We start from the raw sequence: 17199 nt of genomic DNA on the forward strand, positions 1-17199 counted from the left end.
CAACAAGCCCGCTCCCACAGGGATTGTGTTGTTCTTGAAATAGGGTTCACAGGCATGTCCTCGCTTACAGACCGTGAGCCATGGCTTTATCGATCAGCCAGTTCAGCGAAGGGCCACGGTCGCTGGTGACTTCTACCGGGCGGCCGGCGTAGGTGCTGTCCAGCGGGGCGTCAGGCTTGATCTGCACGCGGATGTCCGAAGACAGGTCGGCGCTGTTCAGGCTGGTGCTGCTGACGATGGTGCCGGTGCGCACCTGTTCTTCGTCGGCGACCTGGAAGCTCACCGGCGTACCTGGGCGCACATCACCGAACTGGCGATAGGTGAAGCGTGCTTCCACGTTGGCCTGGCTGCCGCGTGGCACCAGTTGGAAGATCACATCACCCTTGCTGGCGTACTGGCCGTCGGCGACCAATTGCTGGGCGACCACGCAATCACACGGCGAGGTCAGGGTGCCGGTCATTTGCTTGCCGAACAGCTCTTCGACCTTGGCCGGTTGCAGTTGGTCTTCGTCCAGGTGGCCCTTGAGCACGTCCAGCATGCTGGTGCTGAAGGTGGCCAGTGGCGCGCCTTTGGCCGCTACCGCGTCACCTTTGAGCAGGCTTTGCACGGTGCCGTCGCGCGGCATGGTCACGTTCATGCCCGGTACGCTGACAAGCCCGGCCTGGGCGTGGCTGACGAAGTACATGCCGTACAGAGACTTGAAGACAAAACCGAAGGCCGCCAGGCCCACCAGGAAGATCGCCAGGCTGAACGTTACGGCGCGCAGGCGCCCGAACGCGGTCATGCCGCTGCCGCCGTCCTTGACCTTGCGCGCCTTGGTGAAGTTGTCGCGTTGCAGGGTGGCGAGCACGTCGCCCATGGTCACGATGTCGCCCGACAGGTGCGAGGTGATCAGGTGGCGCAGGGTGGAAATGTCCTGGGCATCAAGGTTCTGGAACTGGCAACCGGTGCGGCCGGTCTGGCGGTCGTAGGAGCGGATCTGCAGCTCCACGTCCATCGCCAGGCCGAGGTTATCGATGACGAATTGCAGGCGACCCTTGTGCACCTGGCCGACGGTGAGCGGCTGGGTGGCGGTGAACGCCAGGCCGCCGGCGGACAGGTCGATGACCTTGGCCTCGGTCGGCGTGCGGTCGCTGTTGAAAAAGCGCAGCTTGGCCGGGATTTTTACCCGGGCGTGCTGGCGCTGGGCTTCGGACTCGTGGACAACGTTGGCGTTTACTTGGCTGTTCATCAGGGCAATTTCCTTAAGTTAATTCAGGCTTGGCAGGGTCAGACCATCATCAGCAACACGGCAACGAAGATGCTGCCGGCGGAGAAGGTCATGGTCCGAGACGACCAGGTGTTGAACCAACGTTGAAAGCTGGCCAAATCGCGGGTCAGTTTGGTGTCCTGGCGGGTCCAGGACTGTTGATCAAGGCGGAAGAACACGTAGATCTTCACCAACGCGCCCATGATCTGGTTGTAATAGAGAATCAGCGGGTAGGCCGGGCCGATCTTGTGGCCGGAGCACGACAGCAACAGGGTGAGAATCAGGCGGGTGATGCCGATCCACAGCAGGTACGCGAGGATGAACGCGCCGCCGTACTTGAAGGTGGCGATGATCGCCACGGTCAGGCCGAGCAGGGAGGTCCACATCGACACGCGCTGGTCGAACAGCACCACGCTGGTGAACAGACCGAGGCGGCGTACACCCAGGCCCAGGGCGCGAGAGTTCTGGCGCAGGTTGTTGCCGTACCAGCGGAACATCAGTTTGCGGCTGGCCTTGATGAAGCTCTTTTCCGGCGGGTGCTCCACGGTATTGATCGCGGCATCGGGCACGTAGAAGGTGTCGTAGCCCAGGCGCATCAGGCTGAACCAGCTGGATTTATCGTCGCCGGTCAGGAACTTGAAGCGCCCCAGGCGCCAGTGTTGCAGCGAGTCGCTTTCCACGTCGGCGATAAAGCCTGGGTCGGTCACCACGCTGGCGCGGAACACCGACATCCGCCCGGTCATGGTCAGCACGCGCTTGGACAGGGCCATGGAGCACATGTTGATGTGGCGTTGGGCGAAGCGCAGTTTGTGCCATTCGCTCATGATGTAGCCGCCGCGCACTTCGCAGAACTCGTTGGTGGTCAGGCCGCCGACATTGCCGAACAACTGGAACCACGGCACGGTCTTGCGCACCACGCCCTCGGCGAGCACGGTGTCGCCATCGATCACGGCCACCACGGCGCGGTCATCCGGCAGGTGGCGCGAGATGGCGCGAAAACCGAAGGCCAGGCCGTCACGCTTGCCGGTGCCGGCGATGCGCACGAAGTCGAGCTTGACGTGATCCGGCGGGTTGAGTTTTTCCCACAGGCTCTTGACCAGCAGTTCATCGGACATTTCCACCAGCGAGCAGACCACGGTGGTAGGGAAGCCACATTCGATGGCTTCGCGAATCACCGAGCTGTAGACCTGCGCGGTGGTCAGCGCGTCGATACGGAAACTGGTGACCATCAGGAACACATGGGATGGGTCCGCGGCCTTGCCCAGCTTGCGCACTTTGCGGCGCAGGTGCGGGTAGACCACGTAGAGGAACAGCATGCCGCGAAAGAAATGCGTTGCACCCATCGAGTAGCGCCAGATACCGACGGCGCCAATCAGGAAAATAAAGTTCTTCGATTGCGAATCGAAGGTGCTCGCCGGCAACGCCAGGGCGAGTCCCATCAGCAGGCTGAGGAACAACAGCCAACCGGCGGCTTGCAGGAATACATGTTTTAACTTGGACATAAGCGTCATCCGCAAGGAGAGGAGGTTTCAGGCTGCAAGCGCTGGGGATAAAGACACGTGCAGCCTGAAACTTGCCGTTGCTGTTACCAGCAAATACCTTCGGTACGGCCGCTTACGCTGGTGGCCTTGGACATGAAGCCCACCAGGTCGACCACTTGCTTGCCATCCGGGGCGTTGTGCGCCAGGGCACGGAATTTCTCGTCGCGGTTACCCAGGATGATCACGTCGGAGTTGTTGATCACTTCGTCGAAGTCCGAGTTGAGCAGGGACGACACGTGCGGGATCTTGCCTTCGATGTAGTCCTTGTTCGCACCGTGTACGCGGGCGTATTCGACGTTGCTGTCGTAGATGCTCAGGTCGTAGCCCTTGCCGATCAGCATTTCCGCCAGTTCCACCAATGGGCTTTCGCGCAGGTCATCGGTACCGGCCTTGAAGCTCAGGCCCAGCAGGGCGACTTTGCGTTTGTCGTGGCTGGAAACGATGTCGAAGGCGTTCTGTACCTGGGACTCGTTACTGCGCATCAGCGAGTTGAGCAGCGGCGCTTCCACGTCCAGGGAACCGGCGCGGTAGGTCAGGGCGCGCACGTCTTTTGGCAGGCACGAGCCGCCGAACGCGAAGCCTGGGCGCATGTAGTACTGGGACAGGTTGAGGGTCTTGTCCTGGCAGACCACGTCCATCACTTCACGGCCATCGACGCCGACGGCCTTGGCGATGTTGCCGATTTCATTGGCGAAGGTGACTTTGGTGGCATGCCACACGTTGCAGGTGTACTTGATCATCTCGGCGACAGCGATGTCCTTGCGGATGATCGGCGCGTCGAGTTCTTCGTACAGCGACTGCAGGACATCGCCGGAGGCTGTGTCGAATTCGCCGATAACGGTCATTGGCGGCTGGTCGTAGTCGGCGATGGCGGTGGATTCGCGCAGGAACTCCGGGTTGACCGCAACACCGAAGTCGACACCGGCTTTCTTGCCGGAGCAGTCTTCGAGGATCGGGATCACCACGTTGGCCACGGTGCCGGGCAGTACGGTGCTGCGCACCACGATGGTGTGGCGGGTGGTCTTGTCACGCAGGACAAAGCCGATCTCGCGGCATACCGATTCGATGTAGTTGAGTTCCAGGTCGCCGTTTTTCTTGCTCGGCGTGCCGACGCAAATCATCGACAAGTCGGTATCGCGAATGGCTTCGGCGAAGTTGGTAGTGCCACGCAGCCGGCCCGTCTGGATACCCTGGCTCAACAGCTCGCCCAGACCCGGTTCAACGATCGGCGATTTGCCGGCGTTGATCAGGTCGATCTTTTCCTTGGAGATGTCTACGCCGACCACTTCGTGGCCACGGGCAGACAGGCAACCGGCACACACTGCGCCAACGTAACCCAAACCAAATATGCTGATGCGCATCGCAATTACCTCTGTATTTAAATCATGCCATTAGATGGCCGGAGTTCATGTTTGCAAGCGTCACTGATGCCGCGAAAGTTGGGCGAATAGACGCCGACTTACCGCGTGCAGGCATGTTGAATAACGAGTGACTAACTATTGCACTCAAGTTGTGCGCGACCAGGCCTTATTATTGGGGCTTGCCCTGAAATGCAGCCGGGCTCCCTTGGAGGAAGGCTCCGGCGCCGGTGCTGCAAGGTCTTGATGCAGGAAAAATGCCTTTTTTATCAATGCCTTGAGTGCATGCACGGCTCATTTAGGTCAGGCGCTGCCTTGGCCTGTAGGGGATAGCAATGCATACTTATCGCCACCCTTAACTCGATCAGTTGATGTTGTGACCATAGAGTCAAAGTGTTCTGTGACAACTTGACTACTTCCGTTGGTCGTTATGTAAGTCATCTCTTACAGCAGCAGAGAATTTCGTTACCGGTGGTATGAGCGGTGCTTCAGGATGAAGTTCCTGGCCGCTCATCCTGTTTCCGGAAATTTTTTGAAATATTAGAGAAGATGGCACTGGTACTATAGTGATAGCACTTGCTATTTAGGCCAGTAGTTGTGGGGAGTTGGCACGTTGAGATAGTTTTGTGCCACTACTGTTTAAAAAAAGTGGTGCCACTACGAAAAAAACCGACGAGTGTCGAGTGAAGAATTTGTTAGAGTTGTGTCTGGGTATTTTTCTGACGCCAAATAAATGACGATTCTCATTTGGAATACAGAACAAAATGTGGGAGGGGGCTTGCTCCCGATAGCGGGGTGTCAGTCTCTAAAAAGTTGACTGATCCACCGCCATCGGGAGCAAGCCCCCTCCCACATTTGGTCCTCAGTGCCTGTGGGGCCTTATTCTGGTGCGTGATCGCGCAAAAACACCAGGTTGTCCGGCTTGGACTGCTCCGCATTGAAGCGATAACCCTGCGCATCGAACTGCTTGAGCCTGGCCGGGTCGTTGATCCGCTCTTGAATCACAAACCGGCTCATCATGCCCCGGGCTTTTTTCGCGTAGAAGCTGATGATCTTGTACTGGCCGTTCTTCAGGTCCTTGAACTCGGTGTTGATGACCCGTGCGTTCAGGGCCGTGCGCTTGACCGCCGAGAAATACTCGTTGGACGCCAGGTTGAGCAGCACATCGTCACCTTGTTCGGTCAGTGCCTCATTGAGCCACTCGCTGATGCGCGTGCCCCAGAAGGCATAGAGGTCCTTGCCACGGGCGTTGGCGAGTTTGGTGCCCATCTCCAGGCGATACGGCATCATCAGGTCCAGCGGGCGCAGCAGGCCGTACAGGCCGGAAAGCATGCGCAAGTGATCCTGGGCGTAGCTGAAGTCGGCGTCGCTGAAGGTTTCGGCGTTGAGGCCGGTGTATACGTCGCCCTTGAACGCCAGCAGCGCCTGTTTGGCATTGGCCGGCGTGAAAGCGGGCGTCCAGCTGCCGAAGCGGGCGGCGTTGAGGCCACCGATCTTGTCGGAAACGTGCATCAACTCACTGATCTGCGCCGGGCTGAGTTCGCGCAGTTGCTCGATCAGTTCCTGGGAGTGATCAAGGTATTGCGGCTGGGTGAAGCGCGGGGTTACCGGCTTGGACTCGAAATCGAGGGTTTTGGCGGGGGAAATCACCATCAGCATGAAGTTGGCTCCAGAAATCGTGGCGTGTAGCGTGGGCGCGATTCTAGGGGTTGGGGCGGTTTGACTCCACCTATGATGGTGATAGGCGCGATCCGCTATGATGGCCGGCAACTCTGGAGAGGGAGACCCCAAGTGCGATTAGCGCTTTTTGTGACGGCGTGCCTGTGGTGCCTGAATGTGCAGGCCGCGCCGGTTGATGTCGCCAGCCTCGACCGCGCCACCTGGCCGGAAAAACTCGGCAGCCCGGCGCTGTTCGATGTGGCCTCGCGTGCGGAAATCCTGATGTTTGCCCATGGCTTGATCCTCAGCGAAGCCCAGGACGAAACTGCGCTCAAGCAACGCCTGGGGCTTAAGATCATCAATCTGGCGGCCATCGACGACCTGCGCCGCCAGCTTTGGCAGCGTTTGCTGGAGAACTATACGTCTGCCCAGCAGAGCTGTGAGCAAGACGCCTCGTTCTGCTACCTGGTGGAAAACATCGACGACCTGCGCGAGCAGGCCGGCAAATTCGAAGTCAGTGACAACTCTTTCTATATAGGCTGGGCCGCCCCCAGCCGGCAGTTCCATGGGCGCTATCTGGACGAACTGCTGCGCAAGGCCGCGCTGCTGCCGCAGATCAGCAGCGAAGTCGCGCGCTTCGGTGATCATGAACGCAATGGTGATGAACTCAATGACCGGATGTTCCTGCTGACCTTCGACGGCGGCCCGGCGCCGGTCAGCGGTAATACCGACTGGCTCGCCGACTACCTGCGCCAGCAAAAGATGAACGCTACGTTCTTCGCCCTCGGCAGCAGCCTGCAAACCCGTGTGGAACGCAGCTCGGCCGCCGATGTGCAGGCGCTGTACCAAGGCCAGTGCGTGGGCAGCCAGGGCTGGCAATATCGTTCCCACAGCCATTGGGTCGACTGGCAAGACTCGATCATCCGCAGCGCATCCTTGGTGCAGAACCTGCTGCCGGAAAATTATGTGCCGCTATTCCGGCCGCCTTACGGGCAGCGCCGTGCGGACAGCCAGGGGTTCTTTCAGGCGCAAGGTCTGCAGGTGGCGTTATGGGACATCGACTCCCAGGACGATCCGGGCAAGCTCAAGGCCGAGGAATCGGCGCAACGGGTGCTGACGCTGATGCTGCTGTGGCGCAAAGGGGTGATTGTGTTTCACGACACCCAGGACAAGGCGCGGGTGGCATTGCCGCTGCTGTTGCAGGCAACGGCGCAAAGTGGCTTGGGTTGGCAGGAGTGCCGCGAGGCGTTTCGCTGAAAATGCCCGGCCCTGTTGGGCGAGAGGCATTTTCGGGGTGATTTGCTGCGACATTTCGCAGCAGGCGGACTTCCGACTTTAACGGCCTGCCTGGCACTCGGCTAGTGCTATTCGTCATCCTGAAAAATAAACTTCAAAAAAGCGTCAAAGTGCTTTTTCCTGTCATGGGTTTTGCGGTATTACGAAGTCAGATCGCCGAACCCTGCAACACAGGTGGCGTCTTCCAAGACTCCTCATGTGGGCACCGCACTTGATGTCACTCAAGCTGCGGTCGGTGGTCGAATCGAGGCGCAGCACCGCCCAGGTATTGCGTCGACTGGCTCCCACAAAGGTGACCGAGTATGGATGATCATGGACGCACCCCTTCTTCCGACCAGCCAATCCTTTATGTGCTTGATACCAACGTACTGATTCACGATCCAAACGCACTGCTTAACTTTGAAGAACACCATGTCGCCATCCCGATGATCGTGCTGGAGGAACTCGACAAACTCAAAAGCGGCCATCACAGCGTTGCCGCCGAATGCCGCCAGGCCATCCGCCTGATCGACAAGACTCTGGGTGAAGCCTCGCCCGAGGACGTTGAAGTCGGCGTGCCGATCCAGCGCGGCAAAAGCGGGCCCAAGGGTTTGCTGTCGATCCTGATGAGCAAGCGCAACGAGCCCAACAGCCTGCTGCCGGAAAACCTCAACGACAATAAGATCATCAACCAATTGATCGACCTGCACGCGCGCGACAAGGACCTGCGCGTGGTGCTGGTGACCAAAGACATCAATATGCGCCTCAAGGCCCGAGCGTGTGGGATCGCGGCCGAGGACTACAGCACCGACCAACTGGTTGACGACGTGTCGATGTTGTCGCGCGGTTATCACATGATGTCCGGCTCGTTCTGGGACCGCGTCAGCAAAGTCGAGACCCGCCAGGACCATGGCCGCACCTGGCACCAGGTGCAGTTGATCGACAACCTGCCGGCCGTGCATATCAATGAATTCATCGTCGACGAGCAGGGCTTCGTGGGCTGGATCAAAGAGATCCAGGTCGACAAGCTGCTGATCCTCGACCTGCATCAGGAACCCCTGTTGCACCAGGAAGCCTGGGGCCTGAAACCGCGCGATATCTACCAGAGCCTGGCGCTGTACGCGCTGCTCGACCCGGACATCCACCTGGTCAACCTGACCGGCGCCGCCGGCTCCGGCAAAACCATCCTGGCCCTGGCCGCTGCTATCGAACAGACCATGGTGACCAAGCGCTATCGCCGCATCATCGCCACCCGTAGCGTGCAGGGTCTGGACCAGGAAATCGGTTTCCTGCCCGGCACCGAAGCGGAAAAAATGGAGCCGTGGCTGGGGGCGATCACCGACAACCTCGAAGCCTTGCACATGGATGACGAAAACACCCATGGCAGCGTCGACTACATCCTCAGCAAAGTGCCGTTGCAGTTCAAATCCCTCAACTACATCCGAGGCCGCAGCTTCCAGCAAAGCCTGATCCTGATCGATGAGTGCCAGAACCTCACCCCGCACCAGATGAAAACCATCATCACCCGTGCCGGCGCCGGTTCAAAAGTGGTGTGCCTGGGCAACCTGGCACAGATCGACACCCCTTACCTGTCCGCGACCAGCTCCGGGCTGACCTACCTGACGGAACGCTTCAAAGACTTCCCGAACGGCGTGCACATCGCGCTGCAAGGGGTGCCACGTTCGATCCTGGCCGAATACGCCGAGTCGCATCTGTAACCATTCCTGTAGGAGCGAGCTTGCTCGCGAAGAACGTTAACGATAACGCGGGGCATCTGCTGCCCCGCGTTGTTCTGTGGTTTTTCGCGAGCAAGCTCGCTCCTACAAGGTTTACAATCGGTGCTCCTGATCAGGAGTATCCCTGTGCTGACTCATCTAGATTCCCAAGGTCGCGCCCACATGGTCGACGTCACCGACAAGTCCGTGACGTTCCGTGAAGCGGTGGCCGAAGCGCGCGTGCGCATGTTGCCCGAGACCCTGAAAATGATTGTCGACGGCGCTCATCCCAAGGGCGACGTATTTGCCGTGGCCCGCATTGCCGGTATCCAGGCGGCGAAAAAAACCAGCGACCTGATCCCTCTGTGCCACCCGTTGATGTTGACGGGCGTCAAGGTCGAACTGAGCGCCGACGGCGCAGACTCGGTGCATATCCTGGCGCGCTGCAAACTCTCCGGCCAGACCGGCGTGGAGATGGAGGCCCTGACCGCCGCCAGCGTCGCAGCGCTGACGATCTACGATATGTGCAAGGCCGTGGACCGGGGAATGACCATCGAAAGCATTCGCCTGCTGGAAAAGGTTGGCGGTAAGAGCGGGCATTTCAAGGCGGACCAGGCATGAGCATCAACGTATTGTTTTTTGCGCGTTACAGCGAAGCGATCGGCCTGGATTCGCTGGAGATGGAAGGCGACTTCGCGACGGTCGACGCCGTGCGCCAAGCGTTGGCGGTTGAGCCGGACTTTAAAGTGCTCAACGAAACCAGCCTGATGTGTGCTCGCAATCAGGAGCTGTGCTCCCTCGACGAGCCGTTGCAGGCCGGTGATGAAGTCGCCTTTTTCCCACCCGTGACCGGAGGCTGAACATGGCCATTCGTGTGCAGGTCGAAGCCTTTGATCCCGGCGCCGAAGTCAACGCGATGCATGCGGCCAATGTGGGCGTGGGCGCGGTGGTGAGCTTTGTCGGCTATGTGCGCGATTTCAATGATGGCCGCGAAGTGGCTGGGATGTTCCTGGAACATTATCCCGGCATGACCGAAAAGGCCTTGGCCAAGATCGCCGTCGAGGCCGAGCAACGCTGGCCGCTGCTCAAATTGGAGGTGCTGCACCGCATCGGTGCCCTGGAGCCCGGCGAACCCATCGTGTTCGTCGCAGCCGCCAGCGCCCACCGCCAGGCGGCGTTTGATGCCTGTGCGTTTGTGATGGACTACCTGAAGACCCGCGCGCCGTTCTGGAAAAAGGAAAACACCAGTGAAGGGCCGCGCTGGGTGGAAGGGCGGGACAGTGATCATATGGCGGCGGATCGTTGGAAAGCTTGACTGTTCATCGATCGGTGGCGCTTGCATAAATAAGTAGCCATCGCTGGTGTTTACGATTATGACGCCTTATTAAACTATTTCGATTTGATCTATCTGACTGTCAATTCTGACAGTTACCTTTGTTTTTTTATTGATCTCTAATCTCCTTAAACACCCCGCATTTAAGTGTGTGATGTTTCTCAATCGAATTGATTTTGACCAGTCTCTGTGCGTCGGCTGACAATGAGTTTTGGAGAGTAAAATGATCAGACAGTCAAATAATATGAGACTTTCACATTTTAAAGTCAGATTTGCTGACGGTACCGACTATACGGATGCGCTGTATGCCAATGGGCATCATCAGGTTGAAATTATTATTGAAGTTTTAAAAGAGGTTATAGGGAGGCTGGGTTCATGGAACAATGTTGCGTTAACTGATAGCGAGCGCGCCAGTATAAAAATCGTACCTGTATTAATGTCGGTTGATCAAGGTCAAGCGGTCGGGTGGGCCTTTGATCCCGAGAAAAATGAATACGATTCACGGCTTTGGAATCGCACGGGGGAAGCACCAGGCGGGCCTGGGCCAAATAGTGTTATTGTTGATCCGCGTATAGAAATTATCCGCCGATATGTGCGCGTCGAGGAGACTTCATCACTTGAACCTATACAGTTAATGGCAACCATTATGTTGGATGGCGAAGGCGTCACCCGTAGCTATTCCGAATACCCGACTGACTTTCAGTCATCGGTGTTTATTGCTCCCGTCGCGCCGCCCGTATTGCTCTCTACAGAACTTGATTTAATTACTGACTATTTTGCTTTTGATAGTGTTGGTGTCGATGTGGATATGTATTACTGGGATGGTGTGAATGGTTTGCGTTTTGTTGATAATTATGGATTGGCCGAACCATTGTATGTGCCGAATGAAGGTACGGTTTTTCAGACATCTTATGGTTTTTCGAATGCTTATAAGGGAGGCGTTTTCAAGGGGGTAGCGAGCGTTGATTTGCGTTTGAGTATGGTTCACCAAAATCTTCCAGCATTAAGTCCGGGTGAGGATCCGACTTTTATACGGAAGTGGAATCGCATTATGTGTGCCGTGAGACTTCACACATCGATACCGGATCTTCCGCAGACTGATTCGCAGAGTAAATGGTTGCTGCGGGATAACTTCGGAACACTTCATGTATTCAAAATTGTACCGCATGAAGATGGTAATCGCATGAATGTAGCACCCGTTCAATTAAGAAGACGGCCTAAACACTTGCGAATTACCACTACCAATGGCCAAGACTCAACTGATGCGCTATATGCCAATAGCCGCCACCAATGCAAAGTTTCTATTGAACTCAGTGTGGAGCAGGAAGGAGTTGATGGACTATGGGAAGAGGTACGGCCACGGGCGGACGAGAGAGACAGTGCTACGATCACGCTTTATTCGGCTAATGCGAATCAGCCTTTACCTGCCGGGTGGGCGTGCGATACAGCTCGAAATATATATGAGATAGGACTGTGGAATCGAAGTGTAGAAGGCGGAGAAGGGGATGAGGTAGAGGAGCAAATTACGCAGCAAAAAATGGGGTTGCCGAATGCTATAGAGACAATTGATCGTTTTATGCGTTTAGAGACGGGCGCCTCAATTGAGGCCAGAAGGTTTATGGCCAGGATCGTTATAGGTGGCAAGGTTTATACTACAAATTTTTCTGATGCTGAAATCAATTTCGATAGTTGGGTGCATATTTCACCTCGGCAACCTTTTCGAGTAAGGGTTGCTGATCTTGTACGTACTGTAGATCATGCTTATTGGGAGTTTAGTACGGATACCGATATTGATGTTTGGTATTGGCTGCCGCCGCCGGGATTGAAGTTTGTCTCCCAAATGGGGCTGGACTCACCTATGTGGCTCTTTGATGAGGGAAGATACTTTCAGACAACCTTCGTTCATAGGGCTGACAAGCATTATAGAAAGGTTGGCGTCGTCATAGGGCACGATATCCCTGGAGCAAATCCTAAGATTTATGATATTCACAGAACATTGCCAGATCCCACTCACAGTGTGCCATTTAATCGAGTAAATACGATTATGCGTGCGATGTGGGTTTCCGGTAAGAAAGGCATGCCTGAGGGAGACGCCAGAACACCTTGGCGTCTGCTGGATAATTATGGTTGCATGCATGCATATACGATGCAACGGCGTGGAAATAATATTGAGTTGTTGGATTATGAGAACTGATTAAATTGCCGTGATTTTTCTTGAGCGCAGGAGCTTGACATGAATGTCTATTCCAATGCATTTAATTTTTCCTCGTATTTAAGCGGTTCAGTCGATCCGCGTACAGGTCAATATGGATGCCAGATCCGTTTGGCGCAGTTCTCCCCTCAAGGGCCTCTTGAAGCCAGTCGCAGCATTGTTTTGTCATTCTCCATGCTCAGTTCTGAAAGTGCGCCTTACGGATTGGGTTGGCGGCTGAGTAATACGCAGTTTGATCTCACCAACGCCCAGCTTACCTTGCTCAACGGCGAGCAGTTCAAGACACAAGGCATGCCTTCAGTTGGCGGGGCGATGGTGTTCAAAGATCGAAAACTTAAAGATTTGGTAGTAAGACGCACAGATGAAACCACGCTGCATGTGATTTATCGGGATGGCACTGTCGAAGTTTTGCAGCGTACCAGCAGCACGCTCCCTTATCGGATCACTTCCATACGATTTGAAAATGGTGAAGTGTTCACTTTTCGCTACGCTGCGGGCGGCGCTCTTGAGCGGGTTCTCAATCACAAGCAGGAAGAGTTGCTGGTGCTGACTTATGCGAGTGGAGCCCTGCAAACGGCTGATGCACGGGTGGAGGGCGGTCGTTATGCGCGCATGCGGTTTACTCAGACCAATGGTCGTCTCACAGGTGTTACCGCACCTTATGACCGTAGTGGCCCGCCTGGGGTCGCGGCCTATCAATTTACCTACAGGACACCGTTTCGTAACGGCCTGGTGGCAATCGAGCGGATGCAACTGCCTATGGGCGGGGATGAACGGATCAGCTACACCGAGAACGGCCATCAATATGGCAATAACCAGTTCATCCCTAGGGTGTCCAGTTGGGCGCAAACCCCAGGTGCCAATCAACCTCCCATGATCCGGACTTATAGTTATAGTTCTGGCACAAACTTTACCGGGTTCCCCTATTCCGGTGGTTTTAATGAAGGGGAGGACAATCTGTACCTGATTGGCGGCGCTTATGACTATTGGACTGAGGAGCAAGCCATCGACTCGGCAAATGACAATGCCGTGCTGACTGTTACCCGTACCACCTACAACAAGTTCCACCTGCTGACCGAAGAATCAGTACTGCGTGAAGGTACGCGGGCCAAGACTACCATCGCCTATAACGTGGTTCCCGGCCTGTTCCCCGCCCAACCCCCAACCTCCAACTGCCGAAAACCATCACCAAGCGCTATGAACTCGTGGCCGGCGGCACGGCGCGTGAAGAAATCCAGCAGATCGAGACAGACGACTACGGCAACGAACTGAGCCGCACCGAAACCTCCGGGATTCGCACCGAATACACTTACTACCCGATTGCCGGCGAGAGCGGCAAGTGCCCGGCTGACCCCCATAATTTATTCCCGCGCTACCTCAAGCAAGAGCGCCTCATACCTGTGGGAGGCACGCCTGCACCCGTGCTCACGGAGTACACCCATACCCGCGTGCCGCAGACGGGCAGCAGTTACTTTGTTCTGCAGCAGTCGAGCAGCCAGGTCGGCGGGCTCACGGTGCAGCAAAGCTACTACGAAACACCCGGCGAGTTGGCTGGCCGGCTGAAGAGCAGCACCAGTACGGTCGAGGGGCAGGTATTGGTCAGTGATTTCAGTTACACCATTACAGGTGACAACCTTGTGGAAACCCGACGCCTGACGGGGCGCGAGGGGCAGTGGCTTGAGGCGGTGCGCACGCTGTCGCTGGTCAATCGACGCCTGCTGTCGATGGTGCGAGACGGTGGCAGCACCCTGGCCCTGGCGTTTGATGTCAGCGGCCGGCTGATCGAAGAAACGGTTTCCCCCGGAAAACCACAGCAAGCGAGTCGACGTTATGCCTACCATTTTGCAACGCAGGATAAACGTGCCCATCTGATCACCACGGATGCACAAGGTAACAAGGCCATTACCTACTTCGACGGCGCTGGTCGTCAGGTATCCGAGGCTCAACTGATTGGCGCGAACCAGGACCAGGAGCGTGCCACCGCAACGTGGCGGTATGACGCGCTTGGGCAAACCGTGGAGACGGTCAACTTCGATTACCTGGCTGACCGACAGATTTCACTGAGGAGCACCCATTCCTACAACCGTTGGGGCAATGCCAGCCGCGTGGCTCGTTCCAATGGCCGCGTCGAGATCAATGAGTACGACCCGTTGCTGAATCAAACAGAGGAAGGCGTTGCAGGCGGTGAGCGGCTGGTGAGCTATTTCAACGCGCATAACCAGCCGATAAAGGTGGAACGACTGGACGCCAATAATAATAAAGTCGAAGTGGAGTCGCGCACCTACGATGGCCTGGGCCGATGCCTGTCGGTACTGGACGTCAACAAAAACAGTACTGAATTTGCCTACGATACGTTTGGCCGACTGCAGACGGTTCTTCAAAAACCGGTAGATGGTACCCCGCAGCGGCTGCGCAAAACGGACTATGCCCCAGGTACCAGCGCTGAACTGGCCACTGCGATTACGGTCGATGGTAAGCGGCTGGGGACGCGAACTTACGACAGCCTGGGCCGAATGGCCAGCCAGGCGCGAGGGACGGGGCAGGCTACGACCTGGGAGTATGAGGCGGGGTGGATCGAGCCGATCGCCATGGTGACCCCCCGTGGAGTTCGTCAGAGCCTGACCTATGACAAGGAGTTGGATGTAGCGAGTCAGATTGAGATGACAGGGCTCCCCGTGAGCACCTATCGGCATGACCCGATTAGCGGCGCGTTGACCCGTTCGCAGACCAATGGCCTGATCCATGAGGTCTTTCTGGATGCCAACGGCCATCCCGAAAGGGACGTCCAAACCGCCAGCGGCACCACCTTGACCGCGCAGTACGACTATTCCCCGGCAGGGCGCCCGCTTCATCAAACGGCGGCCGATGGCCAGAGCAGCCTACTTGAGTACGATACCCACGGACGATTCTCCCGAATGACCACCGGGTCCATGGTCATTGAACAGTCCTACGATACGTTGGGCCGGCCCGAGAGCCTGATCACCGCCTATGACAGTACGCGAGTCGTTACCAATGTGTCCTACGATTCGCTGGGGCGGGAAGCCGAGCGCCGCTTTGAGCAAAACGGCGCGCTGTTGCGGGTGATGAGCAGCACCTATCACACCAACAGTATGTTGGCGACCCGGTTCCTTCGGAATGCGAGTTCACAGGTGGTGATCGGCGAGACCTTCACCTACGATGCCTACCTGCGGCTTAAGACCTACCGCTGTGAAGGCCTTGAACATCCGAAGGATCGACTGGGGCGTGCCATCACCGGGCAAGACTTCAGCTTCGATAACCTTAATAACATCACACGGGTAGTGACCACTTTTGCCGATGGCACCCAAGATACGTGCGAGCGTTTTTTCACCGGCGCCGACCCCACCCAACTGACCCGGCTGACCCACACGCTCCCGGTACAGAATTTCACAGCAACCTATGATGCCGCCGGCAACTTGCAGGCGAGTCCCGCCGGCCAGGCCTATACCTATGATGGTTTCGAGCAACTGACCGCTGTGCAGGCCAATGCCTTCAATTACAGCTATCAGTACGACGCCGAAGCCCGGCAGGTCGTCGCGTCTCGCGGCAATGAACCGCCCGTGATGCTGGCATACGCCGGGGACCGCCTCGATACCCTGGTTGAAGGCAGCAGGAAGATCCGCTACTTCGACGGTACGGACCAGGTGATGGCGCGCACTGGCGGGGTGGAAGGCCCGCAACTGCATATGAACGATGCCGCCGGCAGCGTCCGCGGGATTTCGTCCCCGGGCCAGGCACCTGTGGGTCGCCACTACACGCCTTATGGCGATACGCAGATCCCTCTGGATGACGGTACACCCCGCACCATGGCCGATGTGCAACTGCCTGCATTCAACGGCCAGCGGCTGGATGCGGCGATCAACCTGTATTTCCTGGGCAACGGTCAGCGTGCCTACGATCCAGACTTGATGATGTTCTTGCAGCCCGATCCGTTGAGTCCGTTTGATGAGGGAGGGATCAACAGCTACGCCTATTGTGCCGGTAACCCGATTAACCTGATGGACCCCAGCGGGTTGTGGCCAACTTGGTTGAAGTGGACGTTGACCGGATTGGGGCTGGCGCTTTCAATCGTGACGGTGGGGTTTGCGACGCCTGCATTTTTCGGAGCGGTGGCGGCTTATGCGGGCTGGACAGTGGGGGTGACGGTTACGGGGATTGCAGTTGCCTCCAAGGCAGCGCTGTTCACTACTGCGACGTTGGGCGTTATCGCTGGAACGCTGAGTACTGCGGCATTGAGTATTGCCGAGGTTGACAAAAAAATGGGTTGGGATCGTTCGAACCACATCCAAAACCTGGGATGGGCATCTTTCGCGTTTTCTATCGCGTCATGGGTAGTCAGCTTCGGGGGGGCTTATACATCGGCAACTATGGCCTACAGCAACGCCTTGAAAACCGCAGCAGCCAAGGGCGTTGCCGGGAGCACCGCCTTTTTTAAAGCCCCGCTGGGGAGCGGTCTGCTAGCGGCTGGCAAGCGCATGGTAGGCCTGACCTATAGGTTTACCGATAAACAGGGTATTACCATCCGCAGCCAGTTTTTCGGTGGCTTTCGTTTCATATTGAGACTCGTCAACTTTTACCGGGCGGTAGAGGCCAGAATCAAAGCAACATCGGCAGAGTCCGCTCCTGACTCTGCCGAATCGGGCGCCTCTGAGTCGGCCCAGCCCCAGATGCAAGCAACAAGCAGTCGCTTGCTGGACATGCTGACCAGCACTGCCAGCTACTACCAGGAATTCAGAGACGAGGCATCGCGCGTTCGCCAGCCCATCATGGGGGAGTTGTATCGGCGGTAATGCCAGCCTTTGTCGGCGTGGCGCCCCTGTGGAGCGAGTTCGCTCCACA

General features: G+C 57.0%; 12 protein-coding genes. 8 read left to right on the plus strand and 4 right to left on the minus strand.

Annotated elements, in window-relative coordinates; translation table 11 throughout:
- Window positions 1-64 precede the first annotated feature (64 nt).
- The 4 genes from C4J88_RS04805 to yaaA all read right to left on the minus strand — a co-directional run bounded on the left by C4J88_RS04805 (window position 65) and on the right by yaaA (window position 5807).
- The gene (locus tag C4J88_RS04805) at window positions 65-1231 is read right to left on the minus strand and encodes an alginate biosynthesis protein Alg44 (protein WP_124406327.1); all 1167 of its coding nucleotides are present in this window, start codon (window positions 1229-1231) and stop codon (window positions 65-67) included.
- Window positions 1232-1269: 38 nt separating this feature from the next.
- On the minus strand, window positions 1270-2751 hold the full coding sequence (gene alg8, locus C4J88_RS04815; protein WP_164484512.1) for a mannuronan synthase: 1482 nt from the start codon (window positions 2749-2751) through the stop codon (window positions 1270-1272).
- Between the two features lie 83 nt (window positions 2752-2834).
- A complete protein-coding gene (locus C4J88_RS04820; RefSeq protein WP_124361395.1) occupies window positions 2835-4151 on the minus strand; it encodes a nucleotide sugar dehydrogenase in 1317 nt (438 codons plus the stop codon).
- Between the two features lie 876 nt (window positions 4152-5027).
- Window positions 5028-5807 (minus strand): peroxide stress protein YaaA, encoded by a 780-nt coding sequence (gene yaaA, locus C4J88_RS04825; protein WP_124406329.1) that lies wholly within the window; start codon window positions 5805-5807, stop codon window positions 5028-5030.
- Between the two features lie 132 nt (window positions 5808-5939).
- Here yaaA and C4J88_RS04830 point away from each other — a divergent pair, with 132 nt between their 5' ends.
- The 8 genes from C4J88_RS04830 to C4J88_RS04865 all read left to right on the plus strand — a co-directional run bounded on the left by C4J88_RS04830 (window position 5940) and on the right by C4J88_RS04865 (window position 17150).
- Entirely contained in the window at window positions 5940-7064 is a 1125-nt protein-coding gene (locus C4J88_RS04830; RefSeq protein ID WP_124406330.1) for a polysaccharide deacetylase family protein, read from the plus strand.
- Between the two features lie 341 nt (window positions 7065-7405).
- Window positions 7406-8800 carry a PhoH family protein gene (locus C4J88_RS04835; RefSeq protein ID WP_124406331.1) on the plus strand — a complete coding sequence of 465 codons (1395 nt, stop codon included), beginning with the start codon at window positions 7406-7408 and terminating at the stop codon, window positions 8798-8800.
- 144 nt (window positions 8801-8944) lie between these two features.
- A complete protein-coding gene (gene moaC, locus C4J88_RS04845) occupies window positions 8945-9418 on the plus strand; it encodes a cyclic pyranopterin monophosphate synthase MoaC (RefSeq protein WP_124406332.1) in 474 nt (157 codons plus the stop codon).
- On the plus strand, window positions 9415-9657 hold the full coding sequence (gene moaD / locus C4J88_RS04850; protein ID WP_124403149.1) for a molybdopterin converting factor subunit 1: 243 nt from the start codon (window positions 9415-9417) through the stop codon (window positions 9655-9657). The genes moaC and moaD overlap by 4 nt, the downstream gene beginning before the upstream one ends.
- Before the next feature lie 2 nt (window positions 9658-9659).
- Entirely contained in the window at window positions 9660-10112 is a 453-nt protein-coding gene (gene moaE / locus C4J88_RS04855) for a molybdopterin synthase catalytic subunit MoaE (protein ID WP_124406333.1), read from the plus strand.
- Window positions 10113-10353: 241 nt separating this feature from the next.
- On the plus strand, window positions 10354-12324 hold the full coding sequence (locus tag C4J88_RS04860; protein ID WP_124406334.1) for a hypothetical protein: 1971 nt from the start codon (window positions 10354-10356) through the stop codon (window positions 12322-12324).
- A 39-nt stretch (window positions 12325-12363) separates the two neighbouring features.
- Window positions 12364-13614, plus strand: a complete 1251-nt coding sequence (locus tag C4J88_RS27605; RefSeq protein ID WP_256659083.1) for a hypothetical protein — start codon at window positions 12364-12366, stop codon at window positions 13612-13614.
- Complete coding sequence (locus C4J88_RS04865; protein ID WP_256659084.1) at window positions 13548-17150, plus strand: RHS repeat-associated core domain-containing protein; 3603 nt, start codon at window positions 13548-13550, stop codon at window positions 17148-17150. The genes C4J88_RS27605 and C4J88_RS04865 overlap by 67 nt, the downstream gene beginning before the upstream one ends.
- Window positions 17151-17199: the final 49 nt, after the last annotated feature.

It is taken from the genome of Pseudomonas sp. R4-39-08, assembly GCF_003852275.1.
Lineage (GTDB): Bacteria > Pseudomonadota > Gammaproteobacteria > Pseudomonadales > Pseudomonadaceae > Aquipseudomonas.